Annotated in this window: 16 protein-coding genes; 4 read left to right on the forward strand and 12 right to left on the reverse strand. The window is 34.9% G+C overall.

The window, feature by feature from the left end; genetic code table 11:
• The 5 genes from AC5YGG_RS05425 to amaB form a co-directional block, all read right to left on the reverse strand.
• Entirely contained in the window at positions 1–456 is a 456-nt protein-coding gene (locus AC5YGG_RS05425; protein WP_065394571.1) for a transcriptional regulator, read from the reverse strand.
• Positions 457–572: 116 nt separating this feature from the next.
• A complete protein-coding gene (locus tag AC5YGG_RS05430) occupies positions 573–1,085 on the reverse strand; it encodes a GNAT family N-acetyltransferase (protein WP_496143452.1) in 513 nt (170 codons plus the stop codon).
• 410 nt (positions 1,086–1,495) lie between these two features.
• Entirely contained in the window at positions 1,496–1,723 is a 228-nt protein-coding gene (locus tag AC5YGG_RS05435) for a DUF2007 domain-containing protein (protein ID WP_496143453.1), read from the reverse strand.
• Between the two features lie 61 nt (positions 1,724–1,784).
• Positions 1,785–3,110 (reverse strand): L-lysine 6-transaminase, encoded by a 1,326-nt coding sequence (gene lat, locus AC5YGG_RS05440; RefSeq protein ID WP_496143454.1) that lies wholly within the window; start codon positions 3,108–3,110, stop codon positions 1,785–1,787.
• 112 nt (positions 3,111–3,222) lie between these two features.
• Positions 3,223–4,773, reverse strand: a complete 1,551-nt coding sequence (amaB, locus tag AC5YGG_RS05445; protein ID WP_496143455.1) for an L-piperidine-6-carboxylate dehydrogenase — start codon at positions 4,771–4,773, stop codon at positions 3,223–3,225.
• Between the two features lie 135 nt (positions 4,774–4,908).
• Here amaB and AC5YGG_RS05450 point away from each other — a divergent pair, with 135 nt between their 5' ends.
• Complete coding sequence (locus AC5YGG_RS05450; protein WP_068943159.1) at positions 4,909–5,058, forward strand: histidine kinase; 150 nt, start codon at positions 4,909–4,911, stop codon at positions 5,056–5,058.
• Between the two features lie 189 nt (positions 5,059–5,247).
• Here the strand turns inward: AC5YGG_RS05450 and AC5YGG_RS05455 are convergent, their stop codons facing one another.
• The 7 genes from AC5YGG_RS05455 to AC5YGG_RS05485 all read right to left on the reverse strand — a co-directional run bounded on the left by AC5YGG_RS05455 (position 5,248) and on the right by AC5YGG_RS05485 (position 14,271).
• The gene (locus tag AC5YGG_RS05455; protein WP_076553492.1) at positions 5,248–5,436 is read right to left on the reverse strand and encodes a type II toxin-antitoxin system antitoxin; all 189 of its coding nucleotides are present in this window, start codon (positions 5,434–5,436) and stop codon (positions 5,248–5,250) included.
• A 64-nt stretch (positions 5,437–5,500) separates the two neighbouring features.
• Positions 5,501–6,367 (reverse strand): SPFH domain-containing protein, encoded by an 867-nt coding sequence (locus AC5YGG_RS05460; protein ID WP_496143456.1) that lies wholly within the window; start codon positions 6,365–6,367, stop codon positions 5,501–5,503.
• 445 nt (positions 6,368–6,812) lie between these two features.
• Complete coding sequence (locus tag AC5YGG_RS05465) at positions 6,813–10,088, reverse strand: cytochrome c biogenesis protein (protein ID WP_496143457.1); 3,276 nt, start codon at positions 10,086–10,088, stop codon at positions 6,813–6,815.
• A 577-nt stretch (positions 10,089–10,665) separates the two neighbouring features.
• Entirely contained in the window at positions 10,666–11,247 is a 582-nt protein-coding gene (locus tag AC5YGG_RS05470; RefSeq protein ID WP_496143458.1) for a Crp/Fnr family transcriptional regulator, read from the reverse strand.
• A 62-nt stretch (positions 11,248–11,309) separates the two neighbouring features.
• Positions 11,310–11,960 carry a cysteine hydrolase family protein gene (locus AC5YGG_RS05475; protein ID WP_496143460.1) on the reverse strand — a complete coding sequence of 217 codons (651 nt, stop codon included), beginning with the start codon at positions 11,958–11,960 and terminating at the stop codon, positions 11,310–11,312.
• A 111-nt stretch (positions 11,961–12,071) separates the two neighbouring features.
• Complete coding sequence (locus AC5YGG_RS05480) at positions 12,072–12,572, reverse strand: phage tail-like protein (protein ID WP_496143461.1); 501 nt, start codon at positions 12,570–12,572, stop codon at positions 12,072–12,074.
• Positions 12,573–12,582: 10 nt separating this feature from the next.
• Positions 12,583–14,271 (reverse strand): DUF8202 domain-containing protein, encoded by a 1,689-nt coding sequence (locus AC5YGG_RS05485; protein WP_496143462.1) that lies wholly within the window; start codon positions 14,269–14,271, stop codon positions 12,583–12,585.
• 618 nt (positions 14,272–14,889) lie between these two features.
• Here AC5YGG_RS05485 and AC5YGG_RS05490 point away from each other — a divergent pair.
• From AC5YGG_RS05490 to lolA1, 3 genes are all read left to right on the forward strand, one after another.
• A complete protein-coding gene (locus tag AC5YGG_RS05490) occupies positions 14,890–17,478 on the forward strand; it encodes an FtsK/SpoIIIE family DNA translocase (RefSeq protein ID WP_496143464.1) in 2,589 nt (862 codons plus the stop codon).
• Between the two features lie 191 nt (positions 17,479–17,669).
• The gene (locus AC5YGG_RS05495; protein ID WP_496143465.1) at positions 17,670–18,152 is read left to right on the forward strand and encodes a hypothetical protein; all 483 of its coding nucleotides are present in this window, start codon (positions 17,670–17,672) and stop codon (positions 18,150–18,152) included.
• Positions 18,153–18,259: 107 nt separating this feature from the next.
• On the forward strand, positions 18,260–18,907 hold the full coding sequence (gene lolA1 / locus AC5YGG_RS05500) for an outer membrane lipoprotein periplasmic chaperone LolA1 (RefSeq protein ID WP_496143466.1): 648 nt from the start codon (positions 18,260–18,262) through the stop codon (positions 18,905–18,907).
• The last annotated feature ends 16 nt before the right edge of the window (positions 18,908–18,923 follow it).

An 18,923-nucleotide genomic window follows, 5' to 3' on the forward strand; every position in this document is an offset into this window, starting at 1 on the left:
TTATAGTTTATTAAGAGATTCCTGAATATTTTCTATGTTTTTATTTAAGAGTGCTTTGTAAACTTCTATTCTTTCATTGTATCCATCGTCTTTACTTTTTTTAAAATTGTTTAAATCATCTAATAGTTTTAATTCGTCCTGCATTTTCTGGACAATTTTTTCGAATCGAATCTTCTTGTATTCATCATTGATGAAAAAATACCGTTTCCGCTCATCCATCTTATTGTGGTCTACGATGAGCTGTGCATTTAATAGTAATGAAATACTTGTGGAAACAGAACTTTTACTAGCGGACAGCACTTCAACAAACTCGTCAAAAGTAATTCCTACTTTCTCATAATCAAAAAGAAGGTAGGAATAGATTTTTGAAGCTAAAGGAGGTAAGCTGAACACGGTGCCATAAAACTTTACGGCATCCTGAAAAATTTTTTCATCAATTTCTATACTTTGGTGCATAATATAAAAATTTTAACAAATGTAAAAATTAGTTCAGAACCAAACGAACAAAGCTGATAGACATTATAAATACAGGGCGTTTTAAAAATTCAATGAAAGTTGATTTAACTTTTTGCCTAAATAATAATCTTCTCAAAAGCCTTTCTCATTCCGTCTTTTAAAAGAACCTCTCCACAATAGGAATATCCTTTTCCTTCAAGGATCTTTAGCATCGCAATATTGTCGTGGTTGGTATCTACCTTTACACTCTGAATTCCATGTGATTTCGTAAAATCCTCAATGTGATCGAAAAGTTTTTTTACCATTCCCTGTCCTGCAAATTTTTCATCTATAGCAACTCTGTGAACCACTACAAATTCTCCAGTACTCAACCATGCCCCTTCAATCTTACTATAGGCAGGCTCATCATTAAGGATTAAAGCTGCATACACCGCTACTTCTCCGTCTACTGTGAGAACATATCCGAATTCTTTAGCAATATCACTTTCTACCGTATCAAGATTGGGATAGCCATTCTGCCATTGTGTGCTTCCGTCCTGTCTTCTTCTTTCAATGGACTGCTGGATGATTTTCCAAATAATGTCTCTGTCTTCAATTTCCGCTTTTCTTAGTTCGATTTCTGGATTCATGTTGTTGATTTTAATTAAAAAAATATAAAGTTAAAAAGCTGAAATTCTGAACTATTATCTTTAATTATCTGAACTAAAACCTTAATACGAAGGTTTATTTATATGGCTTAAAATTTTGGAGTAAAGATTTCGACTTCATTGTTGAATAAGCAAGCTGCTATGCAGTTGTTTAATGAAAACAATTGATGCTTTGCGCCCTTAAAAATATAACATAGAGTTATTAAAATTTGGAGTCAAATTTAAATTCGCCCAATATAAGCTTGTATTTATCAGATAATAGTTCTTCAAGTCATCTTTACAATATTTAGTTTTTTAATAATTTAATGATTGATTTAATTAAAAAACCGAAAACTAATTAAAATTAATTTTCGGTTCGAAGTAGTAAAATTTAAAATTATGAAATTGTTTTATTAATTTTCATTTTGTTGAAGATAAGCATCAATAATTTCAAATGCTTTCTTCTCATCTAGCAAATCTACCATTACCTTTAGCGATGTAGCAGTAGGTGTTGTAGTAAATGTCAGATAGTTATTTTCAACGGTATTTGTAATTTGCGCGTCATCCAATTTAGACTTAACCAACTGAATTTCTGAAGGGTTATCACTTTCATAAACTGATACTCTCGTACTTCTTTCCATATTCTAATTGTTTGAGTATCTAAATTTACAATGTTTTTTTGGAAATTACAAATCTTTGGTTTTAAATTTTATTAATATTATTTTCAATTTTGTCTAATGCCAGCTGAATTTCTTCTTTGGTAACGTTCAGGTGTGGTCTGAAACGTAAAGACTGATCTCCACATGGAAGAATGATCAATCCATCATTGAATAATTCGGTCATCATCTTATTTCTATCTGCGCCTGATGGCAAATCAATAGCACACATCAATCCTCTTCCTCTTGCATTAGAGATTTTCTCAGGATATTTTTCAGCAAGTGCTTTTAAGCTTTCTAATAAGAAATCTCCAACTACTCTTGCGTTTTCAACAAGGTTTTCTTTTTCAATCACTTCCATTACCAATTGGAAACGAAGCATATCAATAAAATTCCCTCCGAATGTAGAGTTGATTCTTGAGCTTTCTCTGAAAACATTGTTTGGAACTTCGTCAAATTTCTCTTTATTGGCTAGCACACCGCAAACCTGAGCTTTTTTACCGAAAGAAATAATATCCGGCTTAGCAGTAAAGTGTTGGAACGCCCACATTTTTCCTGTAATAGCGATTCCGGTCTGCACTTCGTCAAAAATTAGTAAGATTTCATTGTCGTCGCAGATTCTTCTTAATCCTAATAGGAATTCATCTCTGAAATGGTTATCACCTCCTTCTGCCTGAATAGGTTCAATGATAATACAAGCTACTTTATCAGGGTTCATTAGGATCGCTTCTTCAATCTGTACTAACGCTAATTGTTCGTTTTTGATTGTTTCGGCAAGGTTCTCTTCAGTAATCGGGAATGATAATTTTGGATTTAAAATTCTTGGCCATTTGAACATTGGAAAATATTGGTATTTCCTTGGGTCTGAAGTGTTTGTTAAACTTAAAGTATAACCGCTTCTTCCGTGGAAAGCCTGTTTGAAATGAATACAGATTCCTGCTTCAGTTTCTATTCCTTTGGCGAAATTCTTGCGTGTTTTCCAGTCGAAGCAAGCTTTCATAGCGTTTTCAACCCCTAAAGTTCCACCTTCGATAAAGAAGGCATATTGTAATTCTTCAGGAATAACTACTCTTTCAAATACTTCTAAAAACTGAGCATATTCTTCTGAATAAACGTCAGCAAGCGTTGGCTTATTAACAGCCATTCTTCCCAACCATTCTGATCTTTCTAAAAGATACGGGTGGTTGTACCCGATGGAAGCTGATGCAAACATAGAGAACATATCCAGGTATTCTCTGTCTGTAAGTTTATCATAAAGCCATGATCCGTGAGATTTTTCAATATCCATCACGAAATCGAAACCGTCTGCCAACACATGTTTTCCAACTGTTTCTTTTACTTTATTTGCTTGTATATCTAATGTGTGTTCCATAATAAATTGTTGTGTGATTTAATAAGTGAATGGTTTATACGATCAAAAGCTGAGCGTCCAATCATTCAGGTTATTAAGTTTTGTAGTTTTTTTAGTGCTTTAAGTAAAGCTTTTATAAATCAAATTTAATCCCTTGTGCTAAAGGAAGTTGCGCGGTGTAATTTATAGTATTAGTTTGCCTTCTCATATAGTATTTCCAAGCATCTGATCCGGATTCTCTTCCTCCGCCGGTTTCTTTTTCACCACCGAAAGCTCCTCCAATCTCAGCTCCTGAAGTACCAATGTTTACGTTGGCAATACCACAATCTGAACCTGCGTGAGAAAGGAATAATTCTGCTTCTCTTAGGTTTTGAGTCATGATTGCAGAGGAAAGTCCCTGTGGAACATCATTCTGAATAGCGATAGCTTCCTCCAACGTTTTGTATTTGATTAAATATAAGATAGGTGCAAATGTTTCATGCTGAACGATCTCATAAGAGTTCTTTACTTCTGCAACGCATGGCTTCACATAGCATCCTGATTCGTATTCTTTTCCGGTTAAAACACCGCCTTCAACGACGAATTTACCCCCTTCTTTTTTACATTTCTTGATAGATTCTTCATATTGGTTTACAGCATCCACATCGATAAGCGGTCCTACGTGGTTCGCTTCATCCAAAGGATTCCCAATCTCTAATTGCCCGTAAGCTTTTACTAATCTTGACTTCACTTCATCATAAACATCTTCGTGAATGATCAGTCTTCTTGTAGAAGTACATCTTTGTCCGGCAGTTCCTACCGCTCCGAAAACAGCTCCGATGATAGACATATTTAGGTCTGCCTCTTTTGTAATAATAATAGCGTTGTTTCCTCCTAATTCAAGGATAGATTTCCCGAATCTTTCTGCTACTTTAGAAGAAACCATTCTTCCTACTCTTGTGGAACCTGTGAAAGATACTAACGCTACTCTCTTATCATCTACTAATTTTTGTCCGATCTCGTGATCTGCAACCAATACACTTGAAATTCCTTCTGAAAGGTTATTTTCTTTTAGAACTTCATTCATAATATTCTGACATGCAATGGCACAAAGCGGAGTTTTTTCTGATGGCTTCCAAATGGTAACGTTACCACAGATCCATGCTAAAGCTGTATTCCAAGACCATACTGCTACCGGGAAGTTGAACGCTGTAATGATACCTACCACTCCAAGCGGGTGATATTGTTCGTACATTCTGTGACCAGGTCTTTCCGAGTGCATAGTGTATCCCTGAAGCTGTCTGGAAAGTCCTACTGCAAAATCGCAGATATCGATCATTTCCTGAACTTCTCCAAGACCTTCCTGTAATGATTTACCCATTTCGTAAGAAACAAGTTTTCCAAGATCGTCTTTATATTCTCTTAATTTTAAGCCAAGCTGCCTTACAATTTCTCCTCTTTTAGGAGCCGGGATCAGCCTGAATTCCTGAAATGCCTTTTGAGCTGTTTCAATTACTTTGTCATAATCACTTTCTCCGGAAGTCTTTACTTTTGCGATTAGCTTTCCATCTACAGGAGAGATACTTTCTATCGTCTTTCCTGAAGCGAAATATTTACCGCCCACTGAAGTCCCTTTATTCTCTTCTTTAATACCAAGGTTTTTGAGTGTCTTTTCGATTCCGAAATCCTTTACTTTTTTTGACATAAAATCTTACTTTTCGTTCTCTCTAAAGATAAAAATATTATGCGAACCTCAAAACTTTAATTTTTATCTTGTTTTTTATTTGGACTAATTATAAACATGCTTATCTTTGTAGGGTAATAATTTTGACATTCACCAATGGAAAATTCACAAGAAAACAACTCAAAGTTTAAAAAATGGTTCAAGCGTGTAGGATGGGCAGGATTTGCTTTCTTTACCATTAAAGGCTTGATTTGGCTCGTAATATTCTACTTTGGGGCAGATTCGCTTCAGAGTTGTATGAAATAAAAAAGCAGAGAAAAATTTCTCTGCTTTCTTTTTTGGGTAAGATTAATCGAATTGTTATTTTTTCATTGAAGCGTTCAAAAATTACTTCTTTTTTGCATTTTCTATAATTTGAAATTTAATGAAAACAAATTATTTTAATGTCTGAATCTTCCGAAAACGCCTTTTAATCCTTAAAATTTGTCTTCCTAATCACTCTTTCTTTTTCCTTCCTGAATTGACAAGACTCTGATGCAGCAGGTATTCAATCTGACCGTTTACACTTCTGAACTCATCATTTGCCCATTTTTCGATGAGTTTATAGGTAGACTCATCTATCCTTATGACAAAGGATTTTTTGCCTTTGTTTTCCGAAGTGTTCTGAGCTTTTTCTGATTTCATTTTTTAAGTTTATCTAAAAGATTTAAATACGTTTACCTTCGCATTCAAATATTGATTATTATTCTTAATTATAAAGTGTTCCTGCATTCAATACTGGTGTTGCCGCTTTTTCACCACAAAGAACTACCATTAGGTTGCTTACCATTGCGGCTTTTCTTTCATCGTCAAGTTCAACGATATTATCTTCCGAAAGTTTTTTCAGCGCAAGGTCTACCATTCCTACAGCTCCTTCAACAATTTTTGTTCTCGCCGCTACTATTGCGGTTGCCTGTTGTCTCTGAAGCATTGCTCCTGCAATTTCTGATGCATACGCCAGGTGAGAGATTCTTGCTTCCTGAATAACAATTCCAGCTTTTGAAAGACGGTCTGTAAGTTCCTGTTCCAAAATTGAATTGATCTTATCTCCTCCCTCTCTCAAAGTGATCGGCGCATGATCGTCTTCCAGATTATCATAAGGGAAACTCATTGCCAAATGACGTACTGCTGCTTCACTCTGCATTCTCACAAAGTCAGAATAACGTTCTACATCAAATGCAGCTTTATAGGTATCTCCTACTTTCCATACTATTACTACAGCAATTTCGATAGGGTTCCCCATTTTATCGTTTACCTTCAATGTCTGTCCCTGTAAGTTTTCTGAACGCAATGACATTTTCTGAGATGAATATAATGGATTGATAAAGAATAATCCGTTATCTTTTACGGTTCCTACATACTTTCCGAAGAAGTTCAATACTCTTGAGTGATTAGGCTGAATAATCATTAAGCCTTTTAAGAAAAAGCACGAAAGCAGAAAACAAAGCATAGCCAATACAACAAACGTAACGCTTTGGTCTACTCCTGAAATGAAGAGGTAAACTGCCGCAACAAAGAGAATCAGGCAAATGACTAAGGTAATATAGCCTGACATAGGTTTTAATGTTTTTTCCATGATTTAATTTTAATTTGATATTATTTTGATATCATAAAGATAGTATTAAATTTTGGATTTTGAATGATAAATTTTGAATTTTTGAAAACTGGATTTCGGAATTTATTTATAAGGTCTGTGATTGTAATTTTTTACAGCATCGAGGAGTTGAGATTAAAAGCTATAAACGCTATGTTCGCTAAGAATTTATAAATTATCATGAAAAATATCGCAAAGGCGTTTCACTCAGCTAAGAAGAATACACCTTGCTGAACGAAGTGCCGTTGCGAACGAAAATTAAAGCATATTATATTATTTCCCTTGCGAACCTAACGTTAAAAATAACCTCAGAATACAATTCAGATTATTCCATTACTCCCTCTACTGACATACATAATCTTTCACTTTAGGCAAAAAAAATCCCGGAAACGAATTCCGGGATTTAATAAATAATATATTTAAAAGATTATTTCTTTGTTAAGGTTTTAAACTTGAAATAAGAAACGGCTGCTAAAGTAATCATGGTAGCAATTCCGATGTATACCCAAGCTGGTACTGGTACCGGATCTCCTGCAGCATATGAGTGAAGTCCGCTCAGGTAATAGTTGACCCCAAAATAGGTCATTACCATTGAACAGAATGCAAACATAGTTGCTACATGGAATGCCCATCTGCTTCTTAATCCCGGAACTAATCTCATGTGTAAAACAAAAGCATATACCATGATCGAGATGAAAGCCCAGGTTTCTTTTGGATCCCAGCTCCAGTATCTACCCCAAGATTCGTTTGCCCAGATACCTCCAAGGAAGTTACCAACCGTTAAGGCAAAAAGACCGATTGTTAAAGACATTTCAGAAACAATCACCAATTCCTTCAGTGTTGTATCATGGTGAATTTTATAAGTCTCTTTGTTTGAAATAATATAGAATACTAAAGATAGTACAGCAATAATCATGGACAGAGCAAAGAAACCATAACTTGATGTGATAATCGCTACGTGAACAATTAACCAATAAGATTTCAATACCGGAACAAGCGGCGTAATCTGTGGATCAAGCGCTGAACCTCCGTGTGCAAATCCCATCATGATAACGGCAACCATAAATCCTGATGCAGGAATCAATGCGTTTGAGTTTTTATAAAGAATTAAACCTGCTGTAATACCCACCCAAGAGATAAAGATGATCGCTTCATAACCGTTACTCCAAGGAGCGTGCCCTGAAATATACCATCTTGCAACAAGCCCCATGAAATGGAATAAATATCCTACTAAGCCAATTGCTATAATTACTTTAATAGCTTTATTTAATACTTTTTTCGGTTTGAATAATTCTACAAATCCTAAAAGTAAAAGAAGTCCTCCGATAATGGTATAGAAAATCAATAATTTAAAATTGATATCTGCCTTATTCATGAATACTTCAAGGTCGATTTTCGATTGATCAGGAACAACTGCTTTCCCCCATTTTCTCTGATAGTCTGAAAGCTTTGCCAATTCAGCATCAGCTTTACTCCAATCACCGGTTTTTTGTGCACCGATAACATTGGCAAAATAAGGTCCCATTACCTGCTGAGACTCCATGTCCGGTTCAAATTTTTGATCCAGCCAAGAGTGCCAAGTGTGGTTTGCATCATTTTTCACAGGAACAATTCTTAAGAACTGACCACTGAAAAATTCATTGAAAATCTGAACTCTTTCATTAAGTTTAATTACCTGCTTGTCATATTCAGACTGATCTGCCGGTTTTTTAGCAAAAGCAGCGTTATAATCTCTTTCCAGAACGTACGTTAACATTCCTGTTTTCTTATCAACCGGGAAAAGATTTAATAGAGAAGTGTACCCTTCTTCGTTAGCTTTAGTTTTTTCAAGAAGTGCTTTTCCTCCTTTTTCTCCAACATTGATTAAAGGAACTGATGTCCAGCTTTCCGTATCTGTATTGATTGAAAGAAACCATTGGTTAGCATCCAGAGATTTTCCGTCTGTACCTTTGAAACGGTCATGCTTATAAAGTTTTCTTAAAACCTCTAAAGCCTGTGTATTCATTGGAACAATTCTTCCTTCAAAGTTCTGAACTAAAAGATAACCGAATTTCTCTGCGTGTTCCTTATCAATTTTATTTCTCGCAATAATTTCATCTGGTGAAATCGTTCTCATTTTCCCCATTGGAGAAGCTAATGAGTTTTGTTTGATCTCACTGTCCTGATTTGTCTGAGCTGCAGGAGCCGGTGCTGCGTGTGTATGCCCGTCACCTTCTACGTGTACATGCTCTCTGCTTCCGTCTGTTGTTCCGTGAGTTTCAATTTTTTGCGCATTTAAACCTAAGCTTAAAAACACTAAAAGTACTGCAGCCGCTTTCTTTTTATTAGCGTCTTTCAGCATTTTATTTAATTTCCAGAAGTGTGTTCCTTTCCAGAAGAAAATCACAAACATTCCCAGGAATAATAATCCGTATCCGATATAAGAAATTAAAGTTCCCCAGTAATCATGGTTTACAGATAATACAGTTCCCATTCTGTCCGGATCAAAGCTAGACTGGAAGAAACGGTATCCTTTATAGTTTAGAACGTGGTTCATATAGATTTTATAAGGAGTTTCTTTTCCTTCGTCAACAATTTTAACGTGACTTTCATAAGCACTTGGAGAGTTACTTCCCGGATATGTTTCCATTACGAAATCATCCAGTTTCAATGCAAATGGTGTATTGTACACTTTTGGACCGTATCCAACCATAATGTTCAATCCATCCATTGTAATTTGCTTGTAAGCATTTGGATTTCCTCTTTCAACGGAAAGATCTACCAATTGTTTTGTTTTTGGACCCTGCAGCTCAATCTGAAGCATATCCGGCACGTTAGCATCTTTCTTTCTGTCGCCTTCAATTGCCATTAATTTTCCTTTTTTAAGCCCTTCAGGAATTACAAGCTTTAATTCATTGATGGTATATAAACTTCTCAATGCCAAAGGCTGAAATTCATCTTTTACAGTACTTCCCGTAGCCTGTGTTGCCATGGTCATGTAACTTGCATCTACCGGAGTTTTGATGAAAAGCTTACCTCCTTCATTTTTGAATTCAACAGCACCATCGATAGCCCTGTTGAAAGTTACCAAAGTTCCGTTGATGGATTTTGTCTCTCCGGCTTTGATGTAAACGTTTTGTCTTCCTGTTTTTCCTGTAGAAACCAGGTGAAGATATTCAGTTCCGTTAGGTTCAGCCAATAAGCTGTCCTTCTTTCTCTGAATATATTCTTTTGCGAAAACTTTCACTTCTTTTCCATGAAAGTCGTAAGTAGCATTCAGGTCTTTATGCAACGGAGACATTAGATAAGGAATGTCTTGATAATTAAGAACATCACCTTTCTCTTCGATCTGAATTTTAAGGAAATTTTTATCAGTTACGATCTCGTTAGACGTCTCACCTTCTCTGATATGCATCTGTCCTTCAAAACTGATGTATCTTGTGATGGCACCACCGATAAAAATAAAAATAAAGGCAAGGTGAAAAACTAAAACTGGCCACTTTTCTTTTTTCCATAGTCTGTATCTTTCGATATTTCCTATGAAGTTGATAATAAGCAGCACCATGATGAGTTCAAACCATTTTGCCTCATAAATTAATGCTTTTGCTGTAGGAGTTCCGTAGTCGTTTTCTAAGAACGTTGCATAAGCCATAGCAAATGCGTAGACCAGTAACAATACAGCCATTGTCCTGGTTGAGATAATAATATCTTGGAGCTTCTTCATGATATGATATATACTTGACATGCAAAAATAAGGATGATAAACCACAAAGTGCTGAAAAAAAGCTGTTTTTTGTCATTTTGAAGCCTGTTTCATCTATTTTGAATCATTCTTAATAACATCGAAGTTGTTATGAAAAATTCAATTTTTAAAAGCGAAAGAATACAGATTTATAATGACTATATCAGTGATTGAAGTCTTCTATATAATTAAACTTATTTAACAATTAAAATACTGATATACAACACATTAAAAACAACTGTTTAAAATTAAAAAGTTAAGAATTTATAAAACTATTTTTCTACGGTAGAAAAAAACTACATTTTGGTTGGTAAAATTGGAAATGTATTCTTTTTTATCGCTTCAAAAATGAAGACTTAAAAACCCATATTATCTTATAAAAAGTAAAATATTTTCGTTTAAATACACAAAAACACAAATGCTCTAAGAGCATTTTCCACCTTACAATTGCTTTTCAATATCAACTTAGAATATTTTGTTACATTTTTTTTCGTTTAAGAGATAAGAATGTAAACATTTTCTGATGGCGTTAGTCATATGTTTTAAGCTCAGCATAAAACTATCCGTTCAAAGATATTTTTTTCCTGATTTTACTTAAAAATTCATGAGTAATTCCAAGATAAGAAGCAACCTGCTGTTGGGTGATTTTTTGTTCTAATCCAGGATATTTTTGAAGGAATTCTAAATATCGTTTATCTGCTGTTTTACCCGTCAAGGATAAGATCCTTCTCTGCAATGCAACAGATGACTGCTGGTTCATGATTCTGAAGAGCTTTTCAATCTGTGGCATTGTTTCATACAGATGCTCCTTGTCTTTTTTTGAAATCATTAATACTTCACTGTCCAGAAGCGCTTCAATATTCAATATAGTTGGTACGTTATTGATTAAACTGTCAATATCAGTAATCCACCATCCTTCAACGGCAAAATAGAGCGTCTGTTCAAAACCATTTTCATTGAGATAATAAACTTTGAAACATCCGCCCAGAACAAACCCTTCAAAAAGACAATAATCTCCTTCTTTAAGAACAGTTTCTTTTTTCTTAAAACATTTTAGCTGAAATGGAGCACTAAACTGCCTGAATTCTTCTTCCGAAAGATCAATATACTTTTTGATGTTTTTATAAAGTTGATCGAACATGATTTTATTTAACACAATAAAGATATCAATATTACCGATATCTTTATTGTGATGACATTCTATTAATCTTCTTTTCTGATTAAAAATTCAGAGGTGCTTGCAATAGCTGCATAAAGATTTCCCAATGCTGATATTCCTGCTAAAAAGGATTTTTGCACATCAGCAGCTTTCACTACATTTCCGTGAAGCTCTCTGTCTCTTGTTGCGGTTGCATCTCCGATAATGGTATTATTAAAACCCAAATCAAAAGCGGCTCTTGTGGTAGATTCTACACAGACATCAGTCATCATCCCTGTAATAACCAGATTCTTGATATTTTTAGACTGAAGATACTCCAAAAGTTCAGTTTCTCTAAAACTATTGGGAAAATGCTTTACGATAACTTTTTCATCTCCGGAAGGCGAAACCGAAGGATGAATTTCAGCACCCGAGGTTTTCGGTAAGAAGAAAGTTGCGCCTTCATTGGTTGAAATATGTTTAATATGAACCACAGGGAGATTATTTTTCCTAAAATGCGCCAATATCTGTTGAATATTTCTACTTGCTTTTTCACTTCCTTCCAATGTCATTTTCCCTCCCGGAAAATAATCATTTTGTACGTCGATAATTAATAATGCTGTATTTTCCATTTTTCTTTTCTGTTGTGCGTTCATGTGTACCATTGATAATAAAACAAGACTTAAGGTCAGGATGTTCTTTAATATATTTTTCATTGATTAACTTTATGAGACAAAATTATAAAGCATCCCATTCTTAACCTTTGAACTAGTTCAAAAAATCAAACAATAAAAAAACCGAAGGTTTGTCCTTCGGTTCGTATTATATTATTTCCAGTAATTCCATTTTAATCCATCAAACACAGCCATTGTTTTACTGGTTGTGTCATAACAGATCATACCTGGATATGGATTTTTAACATTGAGGTGAGGAGAAGCTATTTTAGGGAGAATAAGTGCTTTATCCGAAGATTCCAACACCAACACCCCCGGAACATTGGTTGTGGAAGCTCCCATAATAACTCTGTTTTGTCCGGAAACCTCTCCATTTGTATTAAAAACAGCTCCGGATACAGAGCCCGGATCACTCAAAGGAATCCATGCCGATTCTACATTCATCTTTAAGATTCTATCATTTTTATCCATCAATAAAGTACCTGATGAAGCATTAGTGGGTAATGTTTCCACAATAGGTAACAGAATTCCTTTAGTCGTATTGGATGGAAAATCTAAAAGTCCGTCTCCGTCTGCCTGAGTTTTTTCAATAGCGATTTGTGCAGAAATCATTCCTACACAGAATATGGTGATTGTTGTGATTATTTTTTTCATTATTTATGTTTTAATCGTTACAGGATCTTACAATACAGTTCCACGTTGTTCCGTTATACAGCTTAAAACACTTATCAGCTGTATCATAAATCAACATTCCTTCAACAGGCAAAGCTATGCTTGAAGAAGTAGTTCTCGTAACGACCATTCCTTTATTGATTGACTCAAGAGCCAAAAAGCCATTAGGAATATTTCCGGGCCATCTGTTTTGTATCTGAGTATGCCCTGAAATTCCAACTTTCGTAACACTATCAGGAGTCCCTGTTGCCGGATCTTTTGTACAATAAGTCTGGAGATTGGTTCCGAAAGTAATATATTTATTAGCAGGAAATGTATAGGTAAATATCGCCTTACCAGCCACAAAACTTGTTGCAGGAATCATCTGTACATTTTGCGTAAATCCTGAATCATCCGCCACCACCATAAATATTTTATCTGTAGCTAATATTTCGGTATATCTTGAAAGATCTGCCTGCAGCCATAGCGCACCTGTATCATTTGTTTTCTGAGCGAGCCATCTTCTTTGAATCACCTTACCGGAAGTCGTTCCAAAATTCACTAAAGGAAGAGCCTGCTCATTATTGTCCCCCATTACCAGAAAGGTTTTATCCTGAGCAAAAGAAGTTCTGCCGGCATCAGCATTGGGTGTGATAAAATTATTGACTGTAGCCAGTGTCAGCATAATATTATTTGCATCATTAATGCTATTACTTACTTTTTGGTTTAAAACCGACATATCATCTCTTGCTATCCCAAAAATATTATTATTAAAAGTAGAATTCAGGCTTGAGTTCCATGTAGCAATCTGATCTGAACTAAGGTAATTCTGAGGTTGCTGTAAAGTGATCCCATACTTAATTGCCAGATAAGAATTTACTCGCTGACGCTCCACAGGCGTTTGTGTTTCTGAATATAAAATAAACTCTCCTATCCGGTCCCCAGCTAAAGAAGTAGAGCCAGATCCCCCGTCATTATCCATCAGAAGAACTAATCCGGGATAATTATTAAGGGATGAGACATCATTCGATGGGCCTCCATAAACAAGACCGTTATTATCAAAAAAATATTTAACATTTGCCCCTACTACAGTATTGTAATATGATTGAATGCTGGGAACATTACTTCCTACCGTATTAATAACATCGGTTCCAAAAAAAACATCTCCGGATTCTTTTTCATTATAAAATTCAGGACGATTTGTTCTCGTTCCAAAAAAAGGAGACTGCCATACGCCAGCAATACTTGTAAGGTTTGAACTTTGTGCCGTTCCATTCATTACAAAAACAGTTCTGTAGGTAGCGGACGTAGTTCTGGTAAGATGAGTGTATGAGGTAAGTGACTTTGTAGTATTGTCAGGAAAACCTGAAGGGAATTTGTACCCTGATCTATACCCATTAGTGCTGACAATTTCTATAGCAGGATTAAAATTAAAACTAGGAATAGATGTTGCAGAACGATAAACAGGTTTTGCTCCAACTCCCGGATCGGCATAATATCCCGGCATTCCCTGGTTGGCAATTCCGTTCACTCCACCGGTTTTTTGATTCTCCCATATCGAGACCTGTGTATTGTCTGTTGAAGTACCTGTACCTGCATCAGCTCTTACCCATATCTGCAGATTATTGGAAACACCACCCGGAGATTGCGCCCATAGTGTACAATTACCCAACAAGAACACAAAAAATAGTTGCTTTCTCATTGATGTATTTTTAATATTTATAGTCTGTTTCAAATTGACAGATCAAATAAAGAAATGCCAATCATGAAGAAAAGTGGAATATGGAAATCGATTAAAAAAGTAAAATGGATAAAGCTCTTTCCATATTATGTACAAAATCAGCCAAAACGGTAGAATAATATAATAAAAAACGATATTCATTCTATATGAATTACAAAGATATAATATATTTATTTAATTTAACAACAACAATACACCCGTAAATATGAATATTTTTCACTTATTGAGTCTAAAAAAAGCATAATCATTAACAATAAATAAATTCAAATTTTATGATATGCACCTCAATATCTAATAAGGTTATTTTCATTCTTTTTTATACACTTTAAACTAAAAATTATTAAGCATCCTGAGCTTTATATTAAAAAAACAAAAGCCAATTAATATAATTTAACAGCACTGCATTTGGATAAACAAAAAAAATAACCTTATTTTTATTTCAGCCAATACTGTAACACAAAATATTTTTTAATCGGTATTAAATAATTGTAGTAAAAAGCGGCGATTACAAAATGTTTTTTGAAGAAAAAAGATTCTTTTTGGTATCGAAAAAACATTAAATTTGCCACATTGATATTTATGGATAAAAAGACACAAAAAAAACCGACTGAATCGCCTGAAAAAGGCAGAATTTTATCTAAGCCTCGTATATTTTTAGGGCTTACTTTAATACTTTTCTCTGCTGTACTTGCTCTATCTTTTATTTCCTATCTGATGAATTGGAAAGCAGATCAAAGCCAGGCAGGAACTATGCTTGATAAGAGTATCAAATCCTCAAACATTTTCGGTAAAGCCGGAGACTGGTTTGGGAATATCTTTATATTCGAAAGCATCGGTATAGCATCATTCATTATTGCGTTTCTGTTTTTAGTAGTAGGAACCCTGGTTCTTAAGAAAAAAACCTTCAAACCTTGGAAAACAATCGGGCATTCCCTGTTTTTCATTTGCTGGCTTCCTATTTTCATGGGCGCTCTTACAAAAGGACAAGGTGTACTTGGAGGAGTTTACGGATATCAGATTATGGATTACCTTAATGCTATTATCGGAACGGCAGGTTTATGGACGGTATTAGCAGCAAGTATCCTTTTATATTTCATTCTTGAATTTAATCTTCGTCCAAGCTCTATTAAAGCAAAACTGAATAAGATCAATGAAAATACAATTGGAAAAGTAAAATCCATGATGCCGGATTCTAATGAAGATTTTGAAGCTGATGAAGAATTGAAAGAAGAGGCAGAAGAAATAGAAGCAGAGGATGAAACAGCTCCTAACGTTACCGTAAGTGAAGTGACAAGCTCTCCTTCCCATATCACTATTAATAAAGTTAAAGAGCCAGAACCGGTAAATATTACCAAAGGATTCCCTGAGGTACAGGCATCAAGCAATATAGAAACAATTACAACACCTAATCATACTTCATTTGATGATGAGCCTAAAGAAGTTTCTCAGCCTGTAAGCCTAAATCTGTCAACCAAACCAATTGTTCCGGTTTCTACTCCGGAAGAAGCATTTGATATCAGACCTGCTACTCCGGCTCCTGTAGCTCCTGCGACATCGGTGAAAGAAGATATCAAATTTAACGTAGAAGTAGCTCCTGTAATTGACATTTTAGACGATTCTGACAAAAAATCTCTGGAATTGGTTGAAAAACATGGTTTATATGATCATAAATTAGATCTTGCCAATTTCCAGATGCCTCCTGTTGAGCTTCTTAAAGATTACGGTAGTGAAGAAATTTCCATTAATAAAGAAGAATTAGAAGAAAATAAAAACAAAATCGTTGGACTTCTGAAAAATTTCAACGTAGGAATTGCAGAGATCAAAGCAACAATTGGTCCTACAGTTACGTTATACGAAATTGTTCCGGAAGCAGGAATCAGAGTAGCAGCCATCAAAAAATTACAGGATGACATTGCGTTAAACCTTTCCGCTTTAGGAATCAGAATTATTGCTCCAATGCCAGGGAAAGGAACCATCGGTATTGAAGTTCCAAGAAAAAATCCAACCATGGTTTCAATGCGTTCTGTGATCGCTTCTCAAAAATTCCAGAATACAGATATGGATCTTCCGGTAGTTTTCGGGAAAACGATTTCCAATGAGATCTTCATGGCAGACCTTTCAAAAATGCCTCACTTACTGATGGCGGGTGCAACAGGGCAAGGTAAATCAGTCGGGATTAATGCGATCCTTACTTCCCTACTCTACAAGAAACACCCTAGCGAATTGAAATTCGTAATGGTAGACCCGAAAAAAGTGGAACTTTCTTTATATTCAAAAATCGAAAGACATTATTTAGCAAAGTTACCGGATGCTGAAGAAGCCATCATTACAGATACCAACAAAGTAATCAATACACTGAACTCGCTTTGTATTGAAATGGACACCAGATATGATCTTCTTAAAAATGCATTCTGTAAAAACCTTAAAGAATACAACAAGAAGTTTGCAGAAAGAAAATTAAATCCTGAGAACGGACACCGTTTCCTTCCTTATATAGTATTGGTAGTAGACGAGTTTGCAGATTTGATCATGACAGCAGGAAAAGAAGTTGAATTACCAATTGCCAGACTGGCACAGCTTGCAAGAGCCGTAGGAATTCACTTAATTGTTGCTACACAGAGACCATCTGTAAACGTAATTACAGGTATGATTAAAGCCAACTTCCCAGCAAGAGCAGCTTTTAGAGTAATTTCAAGTGTAGACTCAAGAACAATTCTTGATTCTCCGGGAGCAGATCAGTTGATTGGTAAAGGAGATATGCTTTATTTCAACGGAAATGAAATCTTAAGACTTCAGTGTGCTTTTGTAGATACTCCGGAAGTAGAAAGACTTGCAGAATTCATTGGAGAACAAAAAGGATATTCATCCGCATTCATCCTACCGGAATACGTTTCTGAAGATGCCAATAGTTCTTCTGTAGGTGCTTTTGATCCTAATGAAAAGGATGCATTATTTGAAGACGCTGCAAGAATCATTGTTTCTACACAGCAAGGATCTACTTCAATGCTTCAGAGACAATTGAAATTGGGATATAACAGAGCCGGAAGAATTATGGATCAGCTGGAAGCAAGTGGTATTGTGGGAGGATTTAATGGAGCTAAAGCAAGAGAAGTTCTGATTAGTGATCTGCATTCTTTGGAACAGTTTCTTGAGGATTTAAGAAGCTAACGTAAAAAATTATTAATATAAAAAATCTCGGGCATATTTCTTTAAATATGCCCGAGTAATATAAATCATATTCAATTTAAAAATAATCATGAAAATTTCAACGATAACTAATATTCTTCCAGAAAACTTTGATAAGTATATTGAAAGACCGGAAGTAAGATAATTCATAAAACAATAACCATAAAACTTATATGAAAAAATTATTATTGGGGTTATTCCTCACTTCAGTTACTGTTTGCCTCTCCGCTCAGAATTCCTCTTCGAAAAACATTAATACGGACTATTATAAAGATAAAACACTGATTTTCAATTACAACACCTCAAGTGTTGAAAATTTTAATGTAGAAGGTCCTCATGCAGGAATGTTTAATCAGCCTGATGTAAAAAAAACATTTGAAGAAGCAGTTTCTGAAATGGCAAAAGAAACCAAAATCAATTTAATTAATAGTGTTGATTCAGGTTCAGATCATATAGATTCAAAAATACTGGATATTACATGGCAGTTCCAACTTTTTAGTGCGGAGCTAACCACAAAAGTAAATTTTAATGTCAATAACCAGAATTATATGAGTACCGGAAGTTTTAAAAATATGGGCGGAGGTTCTGAAAGAAAAAATCTCAAGAAAGCTTTAAAAAACTCAATCTATAATTTTTTACTTGAGTATCAAAAATAAGTTTTTTTTTGGAACACTTTTTGGAAGAACAGCATTAATAAAGGGAAAAGCTCAATTGCTTTAACCTTGAAAGTTTAAAATTATCTAAAGATTATTAAATAAGAAAAATGAAAAATATTATTTCAAAAGTTATATTAGGAAGTTTTGTTGTAGGTGCAATAGGAATGACAAGTGCGCAGAAAATAGATGCAAAAGCGAAAAAAATATTGGATGATATTACCGCTAACTACAAATCCAAAAAGAATTCCTACTTCAAATTTTCTTTTGGAACCGGGCTGAACGGACAGGTAAACAAAACTGAACCCGGTATTTATTATACTGCAGGAGAAAAGTATAAATTAAAGATCATGGATACGGAACAGATTTTTGATGGTAGTAAAATATACAACATTAATGCTGACGATATGGAAGTAACCATTGCAAAACCAAACGGAAGCGCGACTATGTTCTCCCCTATCAACTATCTTTCTACTTACAGAAATGAGTATAACGTAACTTATAATGGTAAGAAAACAGTAAATGGTGTGAATGCTGACTTCATTAAACTGACTCCTGTAAAAGCAAACGGAATCCAGTATGTTTATATTTTTGTAGACTCTGCAAAGAAACAAATGGTAAAACTTGAACAGCACGGAAGCAATAAAGATGTTGCCGTAATTGCCATCAAAGAATATAAGGAAAACCAGGACTTAGATGCAAACATGTTTGTTTTTGACAAAAATAAGTTTAAAAACTACGTAATTACAGAACTTTAAAAGCTGTAAATCAAAA

The sequence above is a fragment of the Chryseobacterium sp. CS2K3 genome (assembly GCF_059515185.1).

Excerpts from the sequence above, each read along its gene's own strand:
- AC5YGG_RS05435 (WP_496143453.1), bottom strand. The coding sequence starts at position 1,723 with ATGGAAAGAAGTACGAGAGTATCAGTTTATGAAAGTGATAACCCTTCA.
- AC5YGG_RS05455 (WP_076553492.1), bottom strand. The coding sequence starts at position 5,436 with ATGAAATCAGAAAAAGCTCAGAACACTTCGGAAAACAAAGGCAAAAAA.
- AC5YGG_RS05430 (WP_496143452.1), bottom strand. The coding sequence starts at position 1,085 with ATGAATCCAGAAATCGAACTAAGAAAAGCGGAAATTGAAGACAGAGAC.
- AC5YGG_RS05480 (WP_496143461.1), bottom strand. The coding sequence starts at position 12,572 with ATGAAAAAAATAATCACAACAATCACCATATTCTGTGTAGGAATGATT.
- lat (WP_496143454.1), bottom strand. The coding sequence starts at position 3,110 with ATGGAACACACATTAGATATACAAGCAAATAAAGTAAAAGAAACAGTT.
- AC5YGG_RS05465 (WP_496143457.1), bottom strand. The coding sequence starts at position 10,088 with ATGAAGAAGCTCCAAGATATTATTATCTCAACCAGGACAATGGCTGTA.
- amaB (WP_496143455.1), bottom strand. The coding sequence starts at position 4,773 with ATGTCAAAAAAAGTAAAGGATTTCGGAATCGAAAAGACACTCAAAAAC.
- AC5YGG_RS05460 (WP_496143456.1), bottom strand. The coding sequence starts at position 6,367 with ATGGAAAAAACATTAAAACCTATGTCAGGCTATATTACCTTAGTCATT.
- AC5YGG_RS05475 (WP_496143460.1), bottom strand. The coding sequence starts at position 11,960 with ATGAAAAATATATTAAAGAACATCCTGACCTTAAGTCTTGTTTTATTA.
- AC5YGG_RS05490 (WP_496143464.1), top strand. The coding sequence starts at position 14,890 with ATGGATAAAAAGACACAAAAAAAACCGACTGAATCGCCTGAAAAAGGC.
- lolA1 (WP_496143466.1), top strand. The coding sequence starts at position 18,260 with ATGAAAAATATTATTTCAAAAGTTATATTAGGAAGTTTTGTTGTAGGT.
- AC5YGG_RS05495 (WP_496143465.1), top strand. The coding sequence starts at position 17,670 with ATGAAAAAATTATTATTGGGGTTATTCCTCACTTCAGTTACTGTTTGC.
- AC5YGG_RS05470 (WP_496143458.1), bottom strand. The coding sequence starts at position 11,247 with ATGTTCGATCAACTTTATAAAAACATCAAAAAGTATATTGATCTTTCG.
- AC5YGG_RS05425 (WP_065394571.1), bottom strand. The coding sequence starts at position 456 with ATGCACCAAAGTATAGAAATTGATGAAAAAATTTTTCAGGATGCCGTA.
- AC5YGG_RS05485 (WP_496143462.1), bottom strand. The coding sequence starts at position 14,271 with ATGAGAAAGCAACTATTTTTTGTGTTCTTGTTGGGTAATTGTACACTA.
- AC5YGG_RS05450 (WP_068943159.1), top strand. The coding sequence starts at position 4,909 with ATGGAAAATTCACAAGAAAACAACTCAAAGTTTAAAAAATGGTTCAAG.